The 15,098-nt window shown below is 67.5% G+C and carries 16 protein-coding genes and 2 pseudogenes; 5 read left to right on the top strand and 13 right to left on the bottom strand.

Annotated elements, in window-relative coordinates; genetic code table 11:
- Positions 1 to 90: 90 nt before the first annotated feature.
- On the bottom strand, positions 91 to 1,152 hold the full coding sequence (locus ABZO29_RS45050; protein WP_367326413.1) for a YihY/virulence factor BrkB family protein: 1,062 nt from the start codon (positions 1,150 to 1,152) through the stop codon (positions 91 to 93).
- A 566-nt stretch (positions 1,153 to 1,718) separates the two neighbouring features.
- Between ABZO29_RS45050 and istA the strand changes: the two are divergent.
- Positions 1,719 to 2,486: pseudogene (gene istA, locus ABZO29_RS45045) on the top strand (IS21 family transposase); the annotation flags it as partial.
- An 18-nt stretch (positions 2,487 to 2,504) separates the two neighbouring features.
- Here istA and ABZO29_RS45040 read toward each other — a convergent pair.
- The 4 genes from ABZO29_RS45040 to ABZO29_RS45025 all read right to left on the bottom strand — a co-directional run bounded on the left by ABZO29_RS45040 (position 2,505) and on the right by ABZO29_RS45025 (position 5,794).
- Positions 2,505 to 3,527 carry a hypothetical protein gene (locus tag ABZO29_RS45040; protein ID WP_367326412.1) on the bottom strand — a complete coding sequence of 341 codons (1,023 nt, stop codon included), beginning with the start codon at positions 3,525 to 3,527 and terminating at the stop codon, positions 2,505 to 2,507.
- Positions 3,433 to 4,545 carry a recombinase family protein gene (locus tag ABZO29_RS45035; protein ID WP_367325976.1) on the bottom strand — a complete coding sequence of 371 codons (1,113 nt, stop codon included), beginning with the start codon at positions 4,543 to 4,545 and terminating at the stop codon, positions 3,433 to 3,435. Before ABZO29_RS45035 ends, ABZO29_RS45040 begins: the two co-directional genes overlap by 95 nt.
- 307 nt (positions 4,546 to 4,852) lie before the next feature.
- On the bottom strand, positions 4,853 to 5,344 hold the full coding sequence (locus ABZO29_RS45030) for a helix-turn-helix domain-containing protein (protein WP_367325975.1): 492 nt from the start codon (positions 5,342 to 5,344) through the stop codon (positions 4,853 to 4,855).
- 189 nt (positions 5,345 to 5,533) lie between these two features.
- Positions 5,534 to 5,794: a DUF5372 family protein gene (locus tag ABZO29_RS45025; protein WP_367325974.1), complete on the bottom strand. Its 261-nt coding sequence runs from the start codon at positions 5,792 to 5,794 to the stop codon at positions 5,534 to 5,536.
- Positions 5,795 to 5,920: 126 nt separating this feature from the next.
- On the opposite strand from ABZO29_RS45025, the gene ABZO29_RS45020 reads away from it, so the two are divergent.
- Genes ABZO29_RS45020 through ABZO29_RS45010 form a run of 3 tightly spaced genes read left to right on the top strand, consistent with a single transcriptional unit; the run spans position 5,921 to position 7,435 of the window.
- Positions 5,921 to 6,676: a hypothetical protein gene (locus tag ABZO29_RS45020; protein ID WP_367325973.1), complete on the top strand. Its 756-nt coding sequence runs from the start codon at positions 5,921 to 5,923 to the stop codon at positions 6,674 to 6,676.
- Positions 6,673 to 6,882: an ATP-binding protein gene (locus ABZO29_RS45015; RefSeq protein ID WP_367325972.1), complete on the top strand. Its 210-nt coding sequence runs from the start codon at positions 6,673 to 6,675 to the stop codon at positions 6,880 to 6,882. Before ABZO29_RS45020 ends, ABZO29_RS45015 begins: the two co-directional genes overlap by 4 nt.
- Positions 6,839 to 7,435, top strand: a complete 597-nt coding sequence (locus ABZO29_RS45010) for an ATP-binding protein (RefSeq protein WP_367325971.1) — start codon at positions 6,839 to 6,841, stop codon at positions 7,433 to 7,435. The genes ABZO29_RS45015 and ABZO29_RS45010 overlap by 44 nt, the downstream gene beginning before the upstream one ends.
- On the opposite strand, the gene ABZO29_RS45005 is transcribed toward ABZO29_RS45010, so the two are convergent.
- The 3 genes from ABZO29_RS45005 to ABZO29_RS44995 form a co-directional block, all read right to left on the bottom strand.
- Positions 7,432 to 7,827, bottom strand: coding sequence for a hypothetical protein (locus ABZO29_RS45005; protein WP_367325970.1), 396 nt, complete (start codon positions 7,825 to 7,827; stop codon positions 7,432 to 7,434). The two genes, ABZO29_RS45010 and ABZO29_RS45005, sit on opposite strands and share 4 nt — an antisense overlap.
- 125 nt (positions 7,828 to 7,952) lie before the next feature.
- Complete coding sequence (locus ABZO29_RS45000; RefSeq protein ID WP_367325969.1) at positions 7,953 to 8,411, bottom strand: suppressor of fused domain protein; 459 nt, start codon at positions 8,409 to 8,411, stop codon at positions 7,953 to 7,955.
- Between the two features lie 20 nt (positions 8,412 to 8,431).
- Positions 8,432 to 8,611: a hypothetical protein gene (locus ABZO29_RS44995; protein WP_367325968.1), complete on the bottom strand. Its 180-nt coding sequence runs from the start codon at positions 8,609 to 8,611 to the stop codon at positions 8,432 to 8,434.
- A gap of 321 nt (positions 8,612 to 8,932) precedes the next feature.
- Between ABZO29_RS44995 and ABZO29_RS44990 the strand changes: the two are divergent.
- Positions 8,933 to 9,109, top strand: a pseudogene (locus ABZO29_RS44990) (ATP-binding protein); the annotation flags it as partial.
- Between the two features lie 29 nt (positions 9,110 to 9,138).
- Here ABZO29_RS44990 and ABZO29_RS44985 read toward each other — a convergent pair.
- From ABZO29_RS44985 to ABZO29_RS44965, 5 genes are all read right to left on the bottom strand, one after another.
- A complete protein-coding gene (locus ABZO29_RS44985) occupies positions 9,139 to 9,663 on the bottom strand; it encodes a hypothetical protein (RefSeq protein WP_367325967.1) in 525 nt (174 codons plus the stop codon).
- A 580-nt stretch (positions 9,664 to 10,243) separates the two neighbouring features.
- Positions 10,244 to 10,420 (bottom strand): hypothetical protein, encoded by a 177-nt coding sequence (locus tag ABZO29_RS44980; protein WP_367325966.1) that lies wholly within the window; start codon positions 10,418 to 10,420, stop codon positions 10,244 to 10,246.
- Positions 10,417 to 11,688 (bottom strand): RES domain-containing protein, encoded by a 1,272-nt coding sequence (locus tag ABZO29_RS44975; RefSeq protein ID WP_367325965.1) that lies wholly within the window; start codon positions 11,686 to 11,688, stop codon positions 10,417 to 10,419. The genes ABZO29_RS44980 and ABZO29_RS44975 overlap by 4 nt, the downstream gene beginning before the upstream one ends.
- 3 nt (positions 11,689 to 11,691) lie before the next feature.
- Positions 11,692 to 12,042, bottom strand: coding sequence for a hypothetical protein (locus ABZO29_RS44970; protein WP_367325964.1), 351 nt, complete (start codon positions 12,040 to 12,042; stop codon positions 11,692 to 11,694).
- A gap of 416 nt (positions 12,043 to 12,458) precedes the next feature.
- Entirely contained in the window at positions 12,459 to 14,654 is a 2,196-nt protein-coding gene (locus tag ABZO29_RS44965) for a hypothetical protein (RefSeq protein WP_367325963.1), read from the bottom strand.
- Positions 14,655 to 15,098: the final 444 nt, after the last annotated feature.

Here is a 15,098-nt window from a genome sequence, read left to right as displayed (position 1 = left end):
CACACCGGTGCCGTGATCGATTCCGCGCCGCCGCGACCCCGGAGAGCGCCGGAGGGTCTTGGACGACGTCCGTGGCGGTGCCCCACCGCTTCAGGATTCAAGACGGCGGCGGTCCTCCTCGTCCCACTTCCGGGTGTCGCGCGGCTGTACGTACGGCTCCTCCTGCGCCGGGTGCCCGCCCGCCACGGCACGCTGGCGGGCCAGCTCCGCGTCGCACTCCAGACCCAGCAGAATCGCCAGATTCGTGATCCACAACCACACCAGGAAGATGATCACGCCGGCGAAGGTGCCGTAGGTCTTGTTGTAGGAGGCGAAATTCGCCACGTACACCGCGAACCCGGCCGAGGCGATCATCCAGATCAGCAGTGCCAGGAAGCTGCCCGGCGTGATCCAGCGGAAGCCGCGGACCCGCGCGTTCGGTGTCGCCCAGTACAGGATCGCGATCATGGTCGTGACCAGGACCACCAGCACCGGCCACTTCGCGATCGACCACACCGTCAGCGCCGTGTCGCCCACTCCCAGCGCGTTGCCGATCTGCCGCGCCAGGCCGCCGGTGAACACGACGATCACTGCACTGACCACGGCCAGGACCATCAGGACCACCGTCACGCCGACGCGGACCGGCAGCACCTTCCACACCGGGCGGCCCTCCGGGAGGTCGTAGACCGCATTGGCAGTCCTAATAAACGCGGCGACGTAGCCGGAGGCCGACCACACCGCGAGCAGCAGGCCCACGATTGCCATGACGGAGCCGATCCCGGCGTTGCCCTGCATCTGCTGCACCGCGTTGCGCAGGACATCCCGCGCAGCGCCCGGGGTCAGGTTCTGGATGTTGTCCAGCACCTGCTGCGACGCCGATTGTCCGACGACACCGAGCAGCGAGATCAGCGCGAGCAGTGCCGGGAACAGCGCCAGGATGCTGTAGTAGGTCAGCGCCGCGGCCCGGTCGGTCAGCTCGTCCTTCTTGAATTCCTTCAAGGTGCCTTTCAGTACCGCACCCCAGGAGCGCTTGGGCAGGTCCGTCGGAGTGTCCGGCGCCTGCTGCTCCACCTGCTCATCCGGCCCGGCCTCAGGTGCGCGCGCGGTCTCGGCCTTCTGGCCGGTCGCATCGTGACCGCCGTGCCTTCCATGCCGTTTCAACGTCCGTACCATTTCGCCCGGGTATCCGGGTGCGGACCATCTCATGCCCATATTCATGACAAAGTGCTACTACCTGGTCTAAAGCGCCGGCGGTGATCACGCGACCGGCGACATGGAACACCTCGAAGCCGCAACCAGGCGGAATGCTGCGGCTGAGCCGATTTCCCCCTGCGATCGGCAGCGAATTCAACGAGGGCACGGAGCACGAGGCCGGCTTCCGCCGGATGCCGCAGCGGCTGGTCGAGACTGAGGGTGTACTGGTTGCGCCGTCAGGTGTCAGCGGTCAAACAATTCCCCACGATCTGCATGATCAGCGTCACGTAATTCCCCACCCAGCCACGATTCCCCAAGGGGACGCTGACCCTTGATGGTGCTCGTGACCGCCCTCGAACTGGCCCGATGTTCCCTGTTTCGGGTGGTTTGAGTAGCTGTTGGATCTTCCTTGCGTATCCGTCGGGTTCCCCATGGGCATGCCGGTGCCGGGTTGAGGGTCCTGACCCTCTCGGAGACGTCGCGGTCCCTCGACCTGCGAACCGAGAGGTCGACGGACACACCGGATGGCAAGGAGAACGTTCACCGTGGTCGACATCGTCGAGATCTACGTGCACTGGTACGCGGGCCGCTCGAAGAGCCAGGTGTCCGCCTCGCTTGGGGTGGACCGCAAGACGGTCAGGAAGTACCTGGCGCCGGCGGAGGCAGCTGGGATCACCCCCGGCGGGCCGCCCATGAGCGAGACGGACTGGGCCAAGCTGCTCAAGGGCTGGTTCCCGGAGCTGGCCAGCCGGAAGCTGAACCAGGTCCGGTGGGCAGAGATCGAACCACACCGCGACCATGTCAAGTCGCTGCTGGAGACCACGACGGTTACCACGATCCATCAACGGCTGCGGGACGAGGGCAAGTTGAAGGTGTCCTTGTCGACGTTCCGCCGCTGGGTGCACGAGAACCTGCCCGATGAGGCGGCCCGCTCGAAAGTCACCGTGTTGCGGGACGAGGTCGAGCCGGGCTCGGAGGCCCAGATCGACTACGGCTTCCTGGGCCAGTGGATCAATCCGACTACCGGGAAGCGGCACCGGATTTGGGCGTTCGTGATGGTGCTTCCCGCCTCGCGGCACATGTTCGTCCGCCCGGTGGTCCACATGGACCAGCACGCCTGGACGCTCGCGCATGCGGAAGCCTTCCGCTTCTTCAGCGGTGTCCCGCGGCGCCTGGTCCCGGACAACCTGAAGACCGGGGTGGACAAGCCGGACCTCTACGACCCGCAGATCAACAAGTCGTACGCCGAACTCGCCTCCTACTACGGGACGTTGGTAGATCCGGCTCGCGCCTCGAAGCCGAAAGACAAACCTCTGTCATCACACTGCACCTCATCGGGTCGTTTCGGAGTATTCGGGGTCCAGGACGCTTCGGCGAGGTCGGCCGATGACGGGGCGGACGAACTCGGGCCCGGGCAGGTGGAAGACGTACTCGCCCTTGTCGTTGGCGAGGACGCCAGTGATGATGCCGTCCCGTCGCCAGTGCTTGATCGTGTGGAAGTGGACGCCGAGGTGGCGGGCGAGTTCGGAGACGGTCAGTATCCCGGCATCGAGCAGGCGTTGGCGGTGGCTGCGTAGCTGGTAGGCGTTACGCAGGTGAATGATCATCCCGCGGGTGAACGGCTGGCCCATGCCGCTGGGCAGGCCGCGCTCGTTGAGGATGGCCGCGCTCTGGGCGTCGGTGTGCTCGTCGAGGAGTTCGTCGAGTGCGGCGATGACGGCCGGGTCGGTCTGCCGCAGTTCCCAGGCGGTCAGCGGGCGGGGCAGGGTGAGCTGGTGGCTCTGGCCGCCGCGCAGGACGACGCCGATGGCGATGTGGTCGGTCTTGGTGAGGGTGACGTCGGTGACCAGGAGACGGATCATGCGTTTGCGTTCCCGCATCGGGGTGGCCGGGTCGTTCCAGAGCCGGCGGAAGTCGGCGGCCAGCGCGGTGATCCTGGCCCGGGTCTCGGGCGAGAGCGGGCCGATCATGGTGTGTTTCGCGCGCTCGTACTCCTCGGTGGTCTCGGCGAGTTCGCGCAGGGCGTCGTTCCAGTCGGCCTCCAGGGTGTCGGCGACCAGCCGGTTGGCGGGGTCGACGGCCAGATAGCGGCGCCTGGCGAGGTCGACTCGGTAACGGGCGCGTTCGACGCCGGCGGCGCGGAGCCGGTCGGCCTCCTCGGCGCGGGCGGCCAACTCGTCGCTGACTCGCAGGGCGACCTCGAGGCTGAGCGGGGTCAGGGTGGCCAGCAGCAGTTCGCCGACGGCCGCGTCGATCTGGTCACCGACCATGGTCTGGCAGACGGGGACGGCGTTGCGGATACCCTCGAACTGGCAGAGATAGACGGGCTTTTGGCGCCGGCAGCGCACGGTCATCCGGCGGCCGCACTTGCCGCAGGAGACCACACCCTGCAGCAGCGCGGTGCCTTCGCGGGGTGGGGAGGCTTTGCGATCGGTGCCGTGGGCGGCGGCGAGTTCGGCGAGCCGGGTCTGGTTGGCCTCGAACTCGGCCCAGGTCAGATATCCGGGGTGGGCGTCGGTGATCAGCACGGTCCAGGCTGGTGGTCTTGCCGCCGGGGCCGCGGCGTTCGCGGCGCCGTCCGTAGAAGAATGCTCCGGCATAGCGCGGGTTGTGCAGGATCTGCAGGACTCGGTGGTGCTGCAGGATGCCCCAGGTCAGCTCGCCCTTGTTGGGGCCGGTGCGGATCCGGCGGGGGAACTTCAGGCCCGCGTCGGCGAATGCCTTGACGACGGCGTAGGCGGAGCCGGTGGCGGCGAAGGTGGTCAGCAGATGCCGGATGGCCTGCTGGACCTGGGCGTCCGGGTCAAGAATCACGCGGTCGGCGTGGTCGTAGATGAGGCCGACGGGCAGCGGCTGGACCAGCTCCCCGCGTCTCGCCTTGGACAGCGATCCGCCCCGCAGACGGGCCTTGAGCAGGTGCAACTCTGCCTCTGACATGGTGCCTTTGAGGCCGAGGAGCAACCTGTCGTTGAAGTTGCCGGGATCATAGAGACCGTCCTCGTCCAGGATCAGGGTGCCGGTCAACGCGCAGATCTCGAGGAGCCGGTGCCAGTCGGTGTTTATTCGGGCCAGCCGGGACACCTCGAGCCCGAGGACGATCCCGGCGTATCCCATGCCGACCTCGGCGACCAGCCGCTGGAAGCCGTCGCGGCCCTCGGTGGAGGCACCGGACTGGCCCTGGTCGGTGTCGATGACGATGATCTGGGAGTGGTCCCAGCCCAGTGCGACCGCGCGGCTGCGCAGGGCGTACTGTCGGGTGGCCGACTCGGTGTTGTTGATGACCTGTTTGAGGGTGGACTGGCGGATATAGAGGTAGGCGTCACGCAGCAGATGCTCGCGGGTCACCTTGCCCGCCGCCGCGGTCGCGTCCATGGGTGACGTCAACTCCCTTGGCATCGTGGGGTTTTCGGCCCGCAGGTTTATCGGGCGGGTGAATGTGGGCCATGGCCATCGCGGCCAGGACCCGTACGAGTTCGTCGCTGTCACTGGGCAGGCCGGGCGGCCGATGCCCGGGGGCCTGTCGGGCTGCCGGCTCGGGCAGGGACGCCAGGCCGTGGCCCAGGCGGCCATGCCCTTGGCGGCGAGCACACCCCGGCCCAGCCGCCAGCCCTCGCCCGTGCCACCGGCGATCGCTGTCCGAAGTTCCTCATAACGGGCCGCCACCGCCCGCGCAGGGCTGTCAGCTGCGGCTTTTGGGCAACTCCTGGGTGCGTGCGGCCTCGCGGCGGGCCAGTGCCCGTTCGATCGAGCGCGGATGGACACTCAGGGCGTACTTCTCGGCAACCGCGCCGGCCAGATCCCTGGAGCGCAGGGACGGCTCGGCGGCCAGCCGCGTCTCGACGTACTCCATGACCGCGTCGGTGAGCTTGCGCGGCCCCTTCGGCCCGGGCTTGCCCGGCACCAGCGCGGCCGGACCGCCCGCGTCCAGCGCGGCCACGGCGTCGTAGTAGACCTGCCGGGAGAACCCGAACTCCCGCGCCGCCCGGGCCGCGGGCACCTTGTCCACACGCACCCGGCGCACCATCTCGTACTTCACCTGCACCAGATCCCGCGGATCGCAGAACTCGGAGGCGGTGAACACCGCGTCGACCACGGCCTCCGGTCGTGGGTTCAGCGTCCGCGTCGCCCGCAGTGCCTCTTCTTTCGGATCGCTCGTCACCGTGCCGGCCATGCCGCCTCCCACATCCGATCGCTGCCTCAAGAATTACGTCGCTGCTGACCACGGCCAAGAGCGCACGGAGGCAGTGGATCAGGGAACTGTGCAGGCCAGTTGGCATGGCGTGCGCTGTCTCGATCATCGCGCGCCCGATACGCCCCCACGCCTGCGGCGTGATCCCCAAGGCGGTCACGGCGTCATCTCCTAGGCGCTGCCGCCGCGACCGTCCAGGTGCTCGATCAGACCGGCCAGGGCCAGCAGGTCCTCGGTGCGAAACGGGCTGCGACCCGCGGCGAGGACGACGAAGGGGTCATCGCCGCCCGCATCGGTCCACGGCGTCGGCACCGACGCCACCTCTCCCGCCTCGTCGCGGAAGTAGACGCGGTCCTCGCCCCAGTTCTTGCGCCGGACGACGAACTCGTACGACCGGCCGTGCCACGGATGGAACGGGTGCGTCACCCGCACAACTCGCTCCGCACCATGCGGATCAGAAGCATTTGACGGCGCTGTCCAAGCCCAGAGTGGAGCGGCCCATGCCCTTATGTCCTCGACTCGTTCTGGAGCGGGCGCCAGTTCACCTCGCTCGAGCACATGCAGGCCGAAGCCCTGCTCTGGGCGACGAATGTCGCGGGCCAGCGGCAGTGCCGGCCGCTGGGCGGCGCGAAGCCGTTGTCGGTGTTCGAGGCGGTGGAGGCCGAGGCCCTCCTGCCGCTGCCCGAGACGCCGTTCGTGCTGGCGAGATGGTCAACTGCCGTGGTGGGGCCGGACATTCACGTCAAGGTCGGCCGCACGCTCTACTCGGTGCCCTGGAAACTCATCGGCCGCCGGGTCGATGTCCGCTCCACCGCCACCATGGTCCAGATCTTCCACGAGGGCACGCTGGTCAAGACCCACGCCGCCCTGGAGCAGGGCAAGCGCACCGACAGGAACGACTACCCGCCCGAGAAGATCGCCTTCCAGATGAGAACGCCGATCTGGTGCCGCGGCCAAGCCTCGCAGGTCGGCGACGCCTGCCGGGAGGTGATCGACCAGCTGCTGGAAGACAACGCTCTCTACCGGCTCCGCGCGGCCCAGGGAGTACTCGGACTGCGCAAGAAGTACGGCGACGCCCGTCTGGAAGCCGCCTGCAGAAAGGCGATCACGGTCGGCGACCCGTCCTACCGCACCGTCAAGGGAATCCTGGTCGCCGGCACCGAGATCGATCCGGAACCCGAGACCGGCGACGGCGGAGCCGCGGCCTTTCTGCACGGCCCCGAGGGTCTGTTCGCCGCCACCGTCCCCACCCAGACGCCCGGCGACGTCCACGACGACCAGGACCGCGGTGACGCCGAGGAGGCCGTGCGATGAGCGTGATGACCACCGCCCTGCGCGACTCGCTCAAGACCCTCCGGCTGTCCGGGATGCTCGAGACGCTCGACGCCCGCCTCACCCAGGCCCAGAAGGGCGAACTCGGGCACCTCGACTTCCTCCAGGTCCTCTGCCAGGACGAGATCACCCGCCGCGAGTCTGTTGCCCTCGAACGGCGCCTGCGCAGAGCGAAGTTCGAGCAATAGGCCACCTTGGAGGGCTTCGACTTCAACGCCTCCGAAGCTGCCCGCCGCCCAGATCCGCGACCTCGCGGCCCTGCGCTGGCTCCACTCCGGCGAGTCCGTCATTCTGTTCGGACCCGTCGGTGTCGGGAAGACACACGTCGCCCAGGCCCTCGGCCACCAGGCCGTCCGCCAGGGCGCCAACGTCCGCTTCGCCAAGACCAGCCGCATCCTGGCCGAGCTCGCCGGCGGCCACGCGGACCGCACCTGGGACAAGCGCATCCGCGAACTGGTCCGCCCCGACGTGCTCATCCTCGACGACTTCGCGATGCGGCAGCTCACCGCAGCCCAGGCTGATGACCTCTACGAGCTGGTCAGTGAGAGGCAGGGCCGGTCCCTGATCATCACCAGCAACCGGGCTCCCAGCGACTGGTATCCGCTGTTCCCCAACCCCGTCGTTGCCGAGTCTCTCCTGGACCGGCTGATCAACACCAGTCACCAGGTCATCATGAACGGCCCCAGCTACCGGCCGAAGAAACGCCCCAAGAGTCCGACCGGCAAGCCGCCGACGGCCTAGCGTCCGGGCTGGTCAACGTTCCACTCGCGCGGCAGGGCCTCGTCACAAAAGACGCAGACGAAGTCCTCCTCGCGCACGATGTTGAGCTGCCGGCAGGAGAGGCAGCGTCGGAACACCACCTCGTGTGTGAAGCCGGACGGGCGAACGATCCCGGCCTGGTCCAGGGCCTCGACGACGGCCGACCACGAGCTGACGTCCGGGCAGTAGCCGGTCGACTGATTGCTGACCTCGTCGACCGCCCACCGCCCGGACTCCTCGCGGAAGCTGATCTCGCCAGCACCCAGGACGGCTTCTCCACCAGCACACACCACGTGCTCACTGCGACGCGGCGCGAGACGCAGAACCCCAGCCTGATCGACAACGAAGGTGAAGGGCTCGGCCAACTCCTCCACCGTCCGAGCCGAGACCCACTCGCCGAAGTCCGCCGGCGAACGCATGCTCTGACCCTCGCCGTCCGGTCGGACCAGACTCCTCAACTCGGCCGGTCCGACATAGCGATAGCTCCACCCGCGCATGGTCATGCTCGCCAACCTAAACCCGCACTGGGGCGACGACCTGGGGAATTACGTGACCGCAAGAGTGGGGAATTACGTGATCGTCGACAGACAGAGGATCTGAACGGATCGGTCGGAATGATCTCTGCTTCGTCGAAGAGTTGCTCCAACGCTTCGTGGCCGTGGCGTCGGCGGAACTCGATCTCGGCGGTCGTCACCGGCAGGGTCCACAGGATGCGGGCGTGCCCCCCGGGCAGGGGACAGTGTTCGAGGTCGGGGCCGTGGAGGTAGGGCAGGCTGATGAGCAGGTGGTCGCAGGTCGAGCCTGGCACCCACGGTTCGCCGATCGGCATGCTGTGCTCCAGGTCGAGCCGGTGCCCTCCGCAGTGGTAGTAGGCGATCATTGCCATGAGGTCGATGAACCGCTGATCGCGGACGTGGGCGGTCATGACGAACTCAAGCCCATGACCGTGTTTCTCCATCGCGGCCCAGCACCCGGCGGTCAAATAGGCCCAGCTGTCGCTGCGGGTCCGGGCCCCGCTACGAGAACACGCAGGTCGGCGATCGCCTCTCGCTGTTCCGGCCCGAGGTCGTAGTCGACGACCTCCACGGAATGCCCCTCGAAGAACGCCCGGACATGTGACTCCACGCCTTCTGCGGCCAGCAGCCTCGCATTACTCACCGCGCAATCATGCCAGATGGCGTTCGGCCGCTCCTGCGTTCATGTTCGCTTTGGTGCGAGCCAGGCGGTAGGACTCGGTTCCGGTCTCGATGAGGGTGGCGTTGAAGGTGAGCTTGTTCTTTATGGTCTGAGGTCGAATTGGGCCTCGAACTAGGCCGCTCACCTGGGCGTTCGCCGGACGCTGGAGCGGCCTTCGTCTGATCATGTGCTCCGACCAAGGTGCACCGATCGATGAACCGTTCCGGGTTTGATCGAGACTCTAGGTTGTGACTGTGACCTGGGGTTTCGTGGTTTCGCGGTAGTGGTTGGTCTCGTATTCGGCGGGCGGGATGTGCCCTAGCTTCCAACGAATCGTTTGGCGGGTGGACGAAGACCTTTACCGATCCCCGGCTCTGCGCGGCGATCGTGGACCGGCTCACCTTCGGCGGCAACATCATCGAGACCGGCACCGACTCCTACCGCCTCGCGCACGCCAAGACCCACCGAGCAGAAGAATGATCGCGGCTGGCGCATCCGGAGTCGTCCGGTCAATCCGCGGGCTGATCACCACGGGCATAGGACTCGACCCCGCGCCACGGCGACGGACCGCCCAGCGCCCGGCCGACATGCTCCTGCGACGGATCGAGGGAACGCCGAGCCGCGTTGACGAACTTCAAATGCGCCTCATGAAGACCGCTGTGAATCGGTCGCAGCTCTTCAAGATCTGTCGGCTGACGGCCGTGGAAGAGGATGGTGAACTCCTCGATGAGGTCACAGATCTCGTCGGCCGCAGCAACGGTCTCGGGACTGGCCACCAAGGACAGCGAATGCAGCGCCGCATTGAACGGCTCCCACACGACCGCTGGTCCTCGCTTGTCGAGGAAGGCATGGCGCAGCTCCATCTCCACGGCGCCGAACGCCTGCAGAAACTTCTCGTACGCCGCGGTCCGTGATTCCTGCAGCCACTGCCGGTTCTGACTGCGCCGCCCGACAACACCGCCTGCGATGACGCCGATGACGGTAGCCGCTACGCCACCGGCAGTGGATATCAACAGCCCCCATGGGACAGACACGTCACGTCCCCTTCACAGTTGAAATCCGCCCTTCCGATCATCAGGATCCCAGCCAGCCGGCGGTCATCCAGTGGGTCCAGCCGGTTCGACCCCCGCGCTCGGCACGGAGTGGGGCCAGTCACCACTGTCAGATCATGACATGAAGATCGCCAAGTGGGGCCAACTCACGTTGTCCGCCGGGGCCATCAAACGTTGATGAAGCCAGCCGGGCCGCTAGTCATCTTGGGCACGGTGGCTCTCCTTCACCCAGAACGGCTGTGCGTTGTCCGCGTAGTGCTCCCGTTCCCGCGGGTGAAGCGGATCATCCGTCGGGGGGATGAGCGCCCTGACCGGCCTCTCAGGCGGGGCCTGGACCACCGTGTGCCGCGGCTTGGGCGGGCGAGACTGCTGGCCGACCGCGCCCGGCTGATTGCGTAGGTAGTCGGGGAGCTCCCCAGCGACGATGCGAGCGGCCCGGGCGCGCGCAGCTGCTTTCGCCGCGGCCTTCGGCGCCCGCTTGGCCTCACGAGACACCTTCGCCATCTGCGCAGCGTATGCCTGTCGCAAGGCCTTCGAAACGGGTCACCAGCAAGGTGTGCCGCTACTGCCCGGTGATGTTGCGGACCGCGTCTTCAATGGCGGATTCTTCGTCGTCGTCATCCAGGATGGGCATCTGGTGGGCGGCCTGCCTCTTGAGTTCGGCGAGGCGACCGAGCAGTTCTTCCCGGTCGATGTCGCGGTCGAAGTCGTCGACCGCGAAGTGCGTGTTGGCAGTCATCGCATGCCTCCCATACCGAATTCTTCACCAAGGGCGTCGCGAAGGGCAGCCCGTGCGGCGCGCAGGCGGGTCTTGACAGTGTTCTGCGGGATGTCGAGGAACTCCGCAATGACCGCGATCGGGTGGTCGAGGACCTCATGGAGGACGAAGACCTCCCGCTTTTCACGGGGCAGGTTCTTGATGGCTTCATGGATGACGATCTTGTTGACCATCTCTGCCGCCACGTCATGGCCATGGTTTCCCAGGACGTTCTCGAGGGCTGTGTCAAGTGGCACCGGCGGCAGGGCCGGTTTCTGGTTGCGTGCGTAGATCCGCTGGAGGATGTTGCGGCCGACTTTTACGACGTAGCCAACGGGGCGTTCCATCTCTGATACGACCGGCCACTTCTGGTAGGCAATCAGAAAGGCCTTGTCAGCGCCGTACTGGGCCAGGTCCCAGTCGTCGGCACGGGCGTTGAGGATGTTGCGGACAGTCCGGTAATGCTGCAGATAGAAGCTGTCGAAGCCGATGTCGGTGCTCTCGTCGGCTTTGCGTTCTTCCTCAGTGCGTTCCAGGAAGTTCTCGGTGTCGACGGCGGTCTCGCTGTCGGCGGCGGTCTCGGTGGTCACCGAGTGATCGGCAGTCGGGGGCGCGACGTAGGCGCGAAAGGGCGCCATCAGGGTGTTGAGTAGCTTTGTTCCTTCTAGGGGGGCCAGAGGAACGGCCTGGTCGGCCGCCAGGCACCCGGGTGGACAGCGGTCCTCGAACAACACCAGGGCATCCTGGCTGACGCCGGGGTTGCGTCGTGACTGCCACACCAGTCCCTGGGCCCAGGGATTCTCCCGGCGCAGGTGGCTGGCCCAGTACCGGGTCTGTCCGTACAGGCTGGAATCGCTGTGCGTGAGGCCCTCGGTGGCACCGATCGCAGCGAGGGCCTCCACGCTGCTGAGGTCGATCAGGCGCAGCGGCACGGTGGTACGCAGCCTGGCGAAGGTGCGGTTGCTGATCTGGGCGTAGGGCACGATGCGGATGCCGCTGTTGGCGTCGAACGGGAGATCCCGCAGCAGTTGGTCGGTGACGGCGGTGGCCGCGGACCGGTAGGCGTACAGGACTCCGTAGGGGTCGTCGGGAGTTCCGTCAAAGCGGGATCCGAAGAAAGGGCTGGCCCTGACAGGGGTGAAGCGGTCGGGGCTGTATCGGGTGTGGTGGATGCGCCACAGGCGAGTGCCGGCCGGGAGGGCGGCAGCCTCGGCGGGCAGCGGCTGCGACGGAGGCGGTGCGAGGGACATCGATCACTGCTCCTGGGTCGTGGCCCGAGCTTCCAACGCGGGGGGCGCGGACGGAAGGACTGCGGGCAGCAGGCGGGGAACGGCTGCGCCCGTGGGAAATTGGACCTGCTCCGCCGTGAGGTCGATGTGGGCGGGGACGGAGACGGCGATCTCCAGGATGCTGCCGTCGACGCGGCGGTCGTGGATGCGGGTGCCGGTAGGCAGGACCGGTACGACCGTGAGCAGGGTTGCCCGGCGTTCGCGTTCGAAAGCGACGGCGTTGCAGCCGTCAATGCGGGCGCGCAGCGTCTGCCACATGCCGGTGCCGGCGCCGCGCAAGGCGGCCAGCGTGGTGCGGAGGGTGCCGAGGACCATGGGATGCTCCCGGAGTGGGGTGGTGTTGCCGTACACCCTCATTAAGGCCACCCAGGGCGGGCCGGGTTTTCCCCAATTCAAGATTCTTTTTCTTCCTCGAAGACCGACTCGATCTCCCGGCGTTCGCGTTCGCCGAGCCACACCTTTTTCACGGCTTCGGAGTCGGCGCCCAGGGCCAGGGCGATCTTTGTTCCCGCGGCTGCTGTTCGTCCTGAACCCCGGCTGGCCCGACAGCCCGGCCTTCTCCCCTCTTGGACGAACCCCACGGTCGGAGCCGGTGCCCCGGGACCGTGACGCCGCCCCCGATAGGGCAGCAAGCACCAGCCCCTCAATGATCCGCGTTGCCGCACGCTTGGTCACCCACTCGGCCCGCCGAAGATGCCGCCGCCATTGGCGTTTCCTCCGTTGTCCGTTCCTCAGTTGGCGCTGGAGGATTCGGTTGATGCGCTCTCGCTGGCAGAAGAACTTGGCGAGCTGGCTCCCCCGTTGTCGGAGCCGCCGAGGAAGCCGCCCGATGCGGAGGTCTCATCGGTACTCGATGCTGAGCTGCGAGGTGAGGGCGTCGTCGGGGAGCTTTGTGGCTCGTCTGCCTCCAGGACGAAGCTCGTCTGTACTTTCTGTTTGATCACAAGCAGCTCAGCCAGGTAGGTACCGGCGCGGGCGCGGCCGGCCTCATCGCAGTTCTTGGTGCTGGGCTTGCGGTTCCAGTGGAAGTCGACGGTGGCGGGCGTGGTGCGGGTGAGCTGAACCCAGCGCTGCCCGTCATGGCCGGTCCGGCATGCCGATGCCCGCCACATGGCCGCGTCGGTGCCGGCACCGGTCACCGTGAGATCGACGCTGGTGCGGCTGAGGTTGATGCGGCAGGGCAGCCGGGCGTCAGCATCGGGATGGGCTTTGATGGTCAGTTCCAGGCGGGGGTATTCGTTCGTCCCGTAGGAGTTGCGGGCCGACGTGAGGACCGGAGCGACGTCCGTGCTGGTACACGCCCTGAGTTTCATGATCGCCGCGGTGTTGACTTCCTGCGTGCCGATATCGGCCACCGGGTCTTCGGCTGGCTGACCAAGACTGGAAGGGGAAGCGGCCGCCTTCGACGCGAAGGCGCCGCGGCTACCGAACAGGAGGGAACCCCAACGGTTCGCCAGCCAGATCACCACCAGGATCAGGACGGTGGTGCCCACGATCGCCGACACCCGCACGGCGCACCCCCTCTGCCAGGACCGCTTCTCCCTCTGCGGTGTCACCGCCCCCGCATCGCCGCCCGGTGACACGTCAGGATGCGGGCGCGTCGACCGATGAGCGTGGTCTCCTGGCTGCTGCGCGGAGGCGGTCTGCCCATCATCCGCGCGCGGTGGTGGGAGGGCGCCTGCGGATTCGTCCAGGTCCGGTTCGTCACGGTCGGTGCGCCCAGACGCGGACGCTGACGGCGGGCTTCCGGGCTGCGCTGAGCTGGAAGATGGCATTGTCTCCTGGGCGGAGACATTCTCCGGTGCCGCAGGCAGCGCCTGCGTGGGGTCGAGGCGTTGCAGGGCGAGGCTCAGGACGTTGTCGGCCTCGGCAAGGACGGAGGAGGCACGCAGCGAGGCGATTTCCTGGGCGTGTTGTTCGACGAGGCGAGCAAGGTCTCCGTCGCGGCGCACGAGTTCGGATCGGGCCTCGGCGAGTTCGCGGGAGGTGTGCCGCAGTTGCTCGCTCAGGTGCTCTACGGCCCGCATCGCGGTGGCGTGGCGGACCTCCAGCTCCCGGGTCCGCGACTGCTCCTGGGTAGCCAGCTCGCGCAGGTCGGCGACGCCGGAGGCGCTGTCGCGGGCCTGTTCCCGGGCGGCGTGAAGAGCGTCCTCCACGGTGCGCAGCAGCACCTCGATTTCCTGCCCTTCTCGGACCAAAGTGGCCCGGGCGGCTTCCAGTTCGCCGAGCCGGCCGGCCGAAGCTGCGGCTGCGTCCTCCCGGTCGCGTACGCGTTCGAGCTCCTGCTGCAGCCGGGTCATGTCCTGATGCATCCGGTCGCGCTCGGACTCCAGGTCATGGACCTGGGCGGTGAGGCGCTGTACCTCTTCGCGCCAGCGGCCGGCGTCGGCGCGGCGGATCTCAGCGACACGCTCGGCACGATCTAGTTCGGCGTGCGTGTGGCCGAGCAGCGTCTGCAGCCGCTGCTGGTGCCGCTCGGATCGTTCCAGGTCGGCCGCCAGCTGGTCGTGGGAACGCTGCAGATGGCTGGCCTTGTGTAAGGCCGCGTCGCGCGCGTCGACCGCGTCATACAGGTCGGCCAGCAGGCTGAAGGTGATGCGCAGCGCGGCCCGGTAGGCCGACCACAGTTCGTGTACCTGCTGCTTTGTCGGCGGCTCCTCGAGGGTTTCGGCGGCGATGTCGAGCAGGTGCTGCACCACGTCCCGCGTGGGCACCCGCTCACCGGCAAAGAACTTCTGCAAGTGCAAGGTGGCTTTTGCCGTTCCAGACGTATCCCCCCGGGCGGCGTTCGCCGCCTTACTCCCGCCGGTACGCCGGCCCAGCTCCCCCGCGATCTGCTCCAGCGTCCACGGCGGATCGGCGGCACGCAGCGGCTCCAGCACCACCGACCGCCACAGCTCGAGCCAGGTGATGACCGTCTGCGGCAACTCCGGGTTAACGGCTTCATCGGCCGCCCGGCCCGCCGCGGCTTGCTGCCTTCCCCCGCCACCTCGCGCCCTTGCCTCTTTGATTCCCCCAGGGAGCCGCGATGACATGCACCGGCCCCGCTACCGAGCCAATTGACCAGCCGAAACGGTGTGGACAGAAGCCTCCGCCCGTATGGGCCGCAACCGGCAGGAGTCCACCATGCTCAATCCACGCCCCACCGCGCAGGACAACCCGCAAAATACGCCCGCGCAGACCACTTCCCGGCAAACGGCCCCTCTCTCCCGCACGCCCGCCCTGGCCGGCGCCGGCCTCGGCAGCGTCAGCACCCTCACCCCCGCCCCGGTCCTCCCCCACCCGCCGAGCACAGCAGCTAATACGACGCTGTGCAAGAAGGCCGGCACTCTGTCTCCGTGTGCGGGGGCCGGCCGCAGCCGTGGAACCCT

The organism is Streptomyces sp. HUAS ZL42 (assembly GCF_040782645.1).
Taxonomy (GTDB): domain Bacteria; phylum Actinomycetota; class Actinomycetes; order Streptomycetales; family Streptomycetaceae; genus Streptomyces.
The sequence above is the reverse complement of the archived record's forward strand: the minus strand, read 5'-3'. Positions and strand labels throughout refer to the sequence as shown.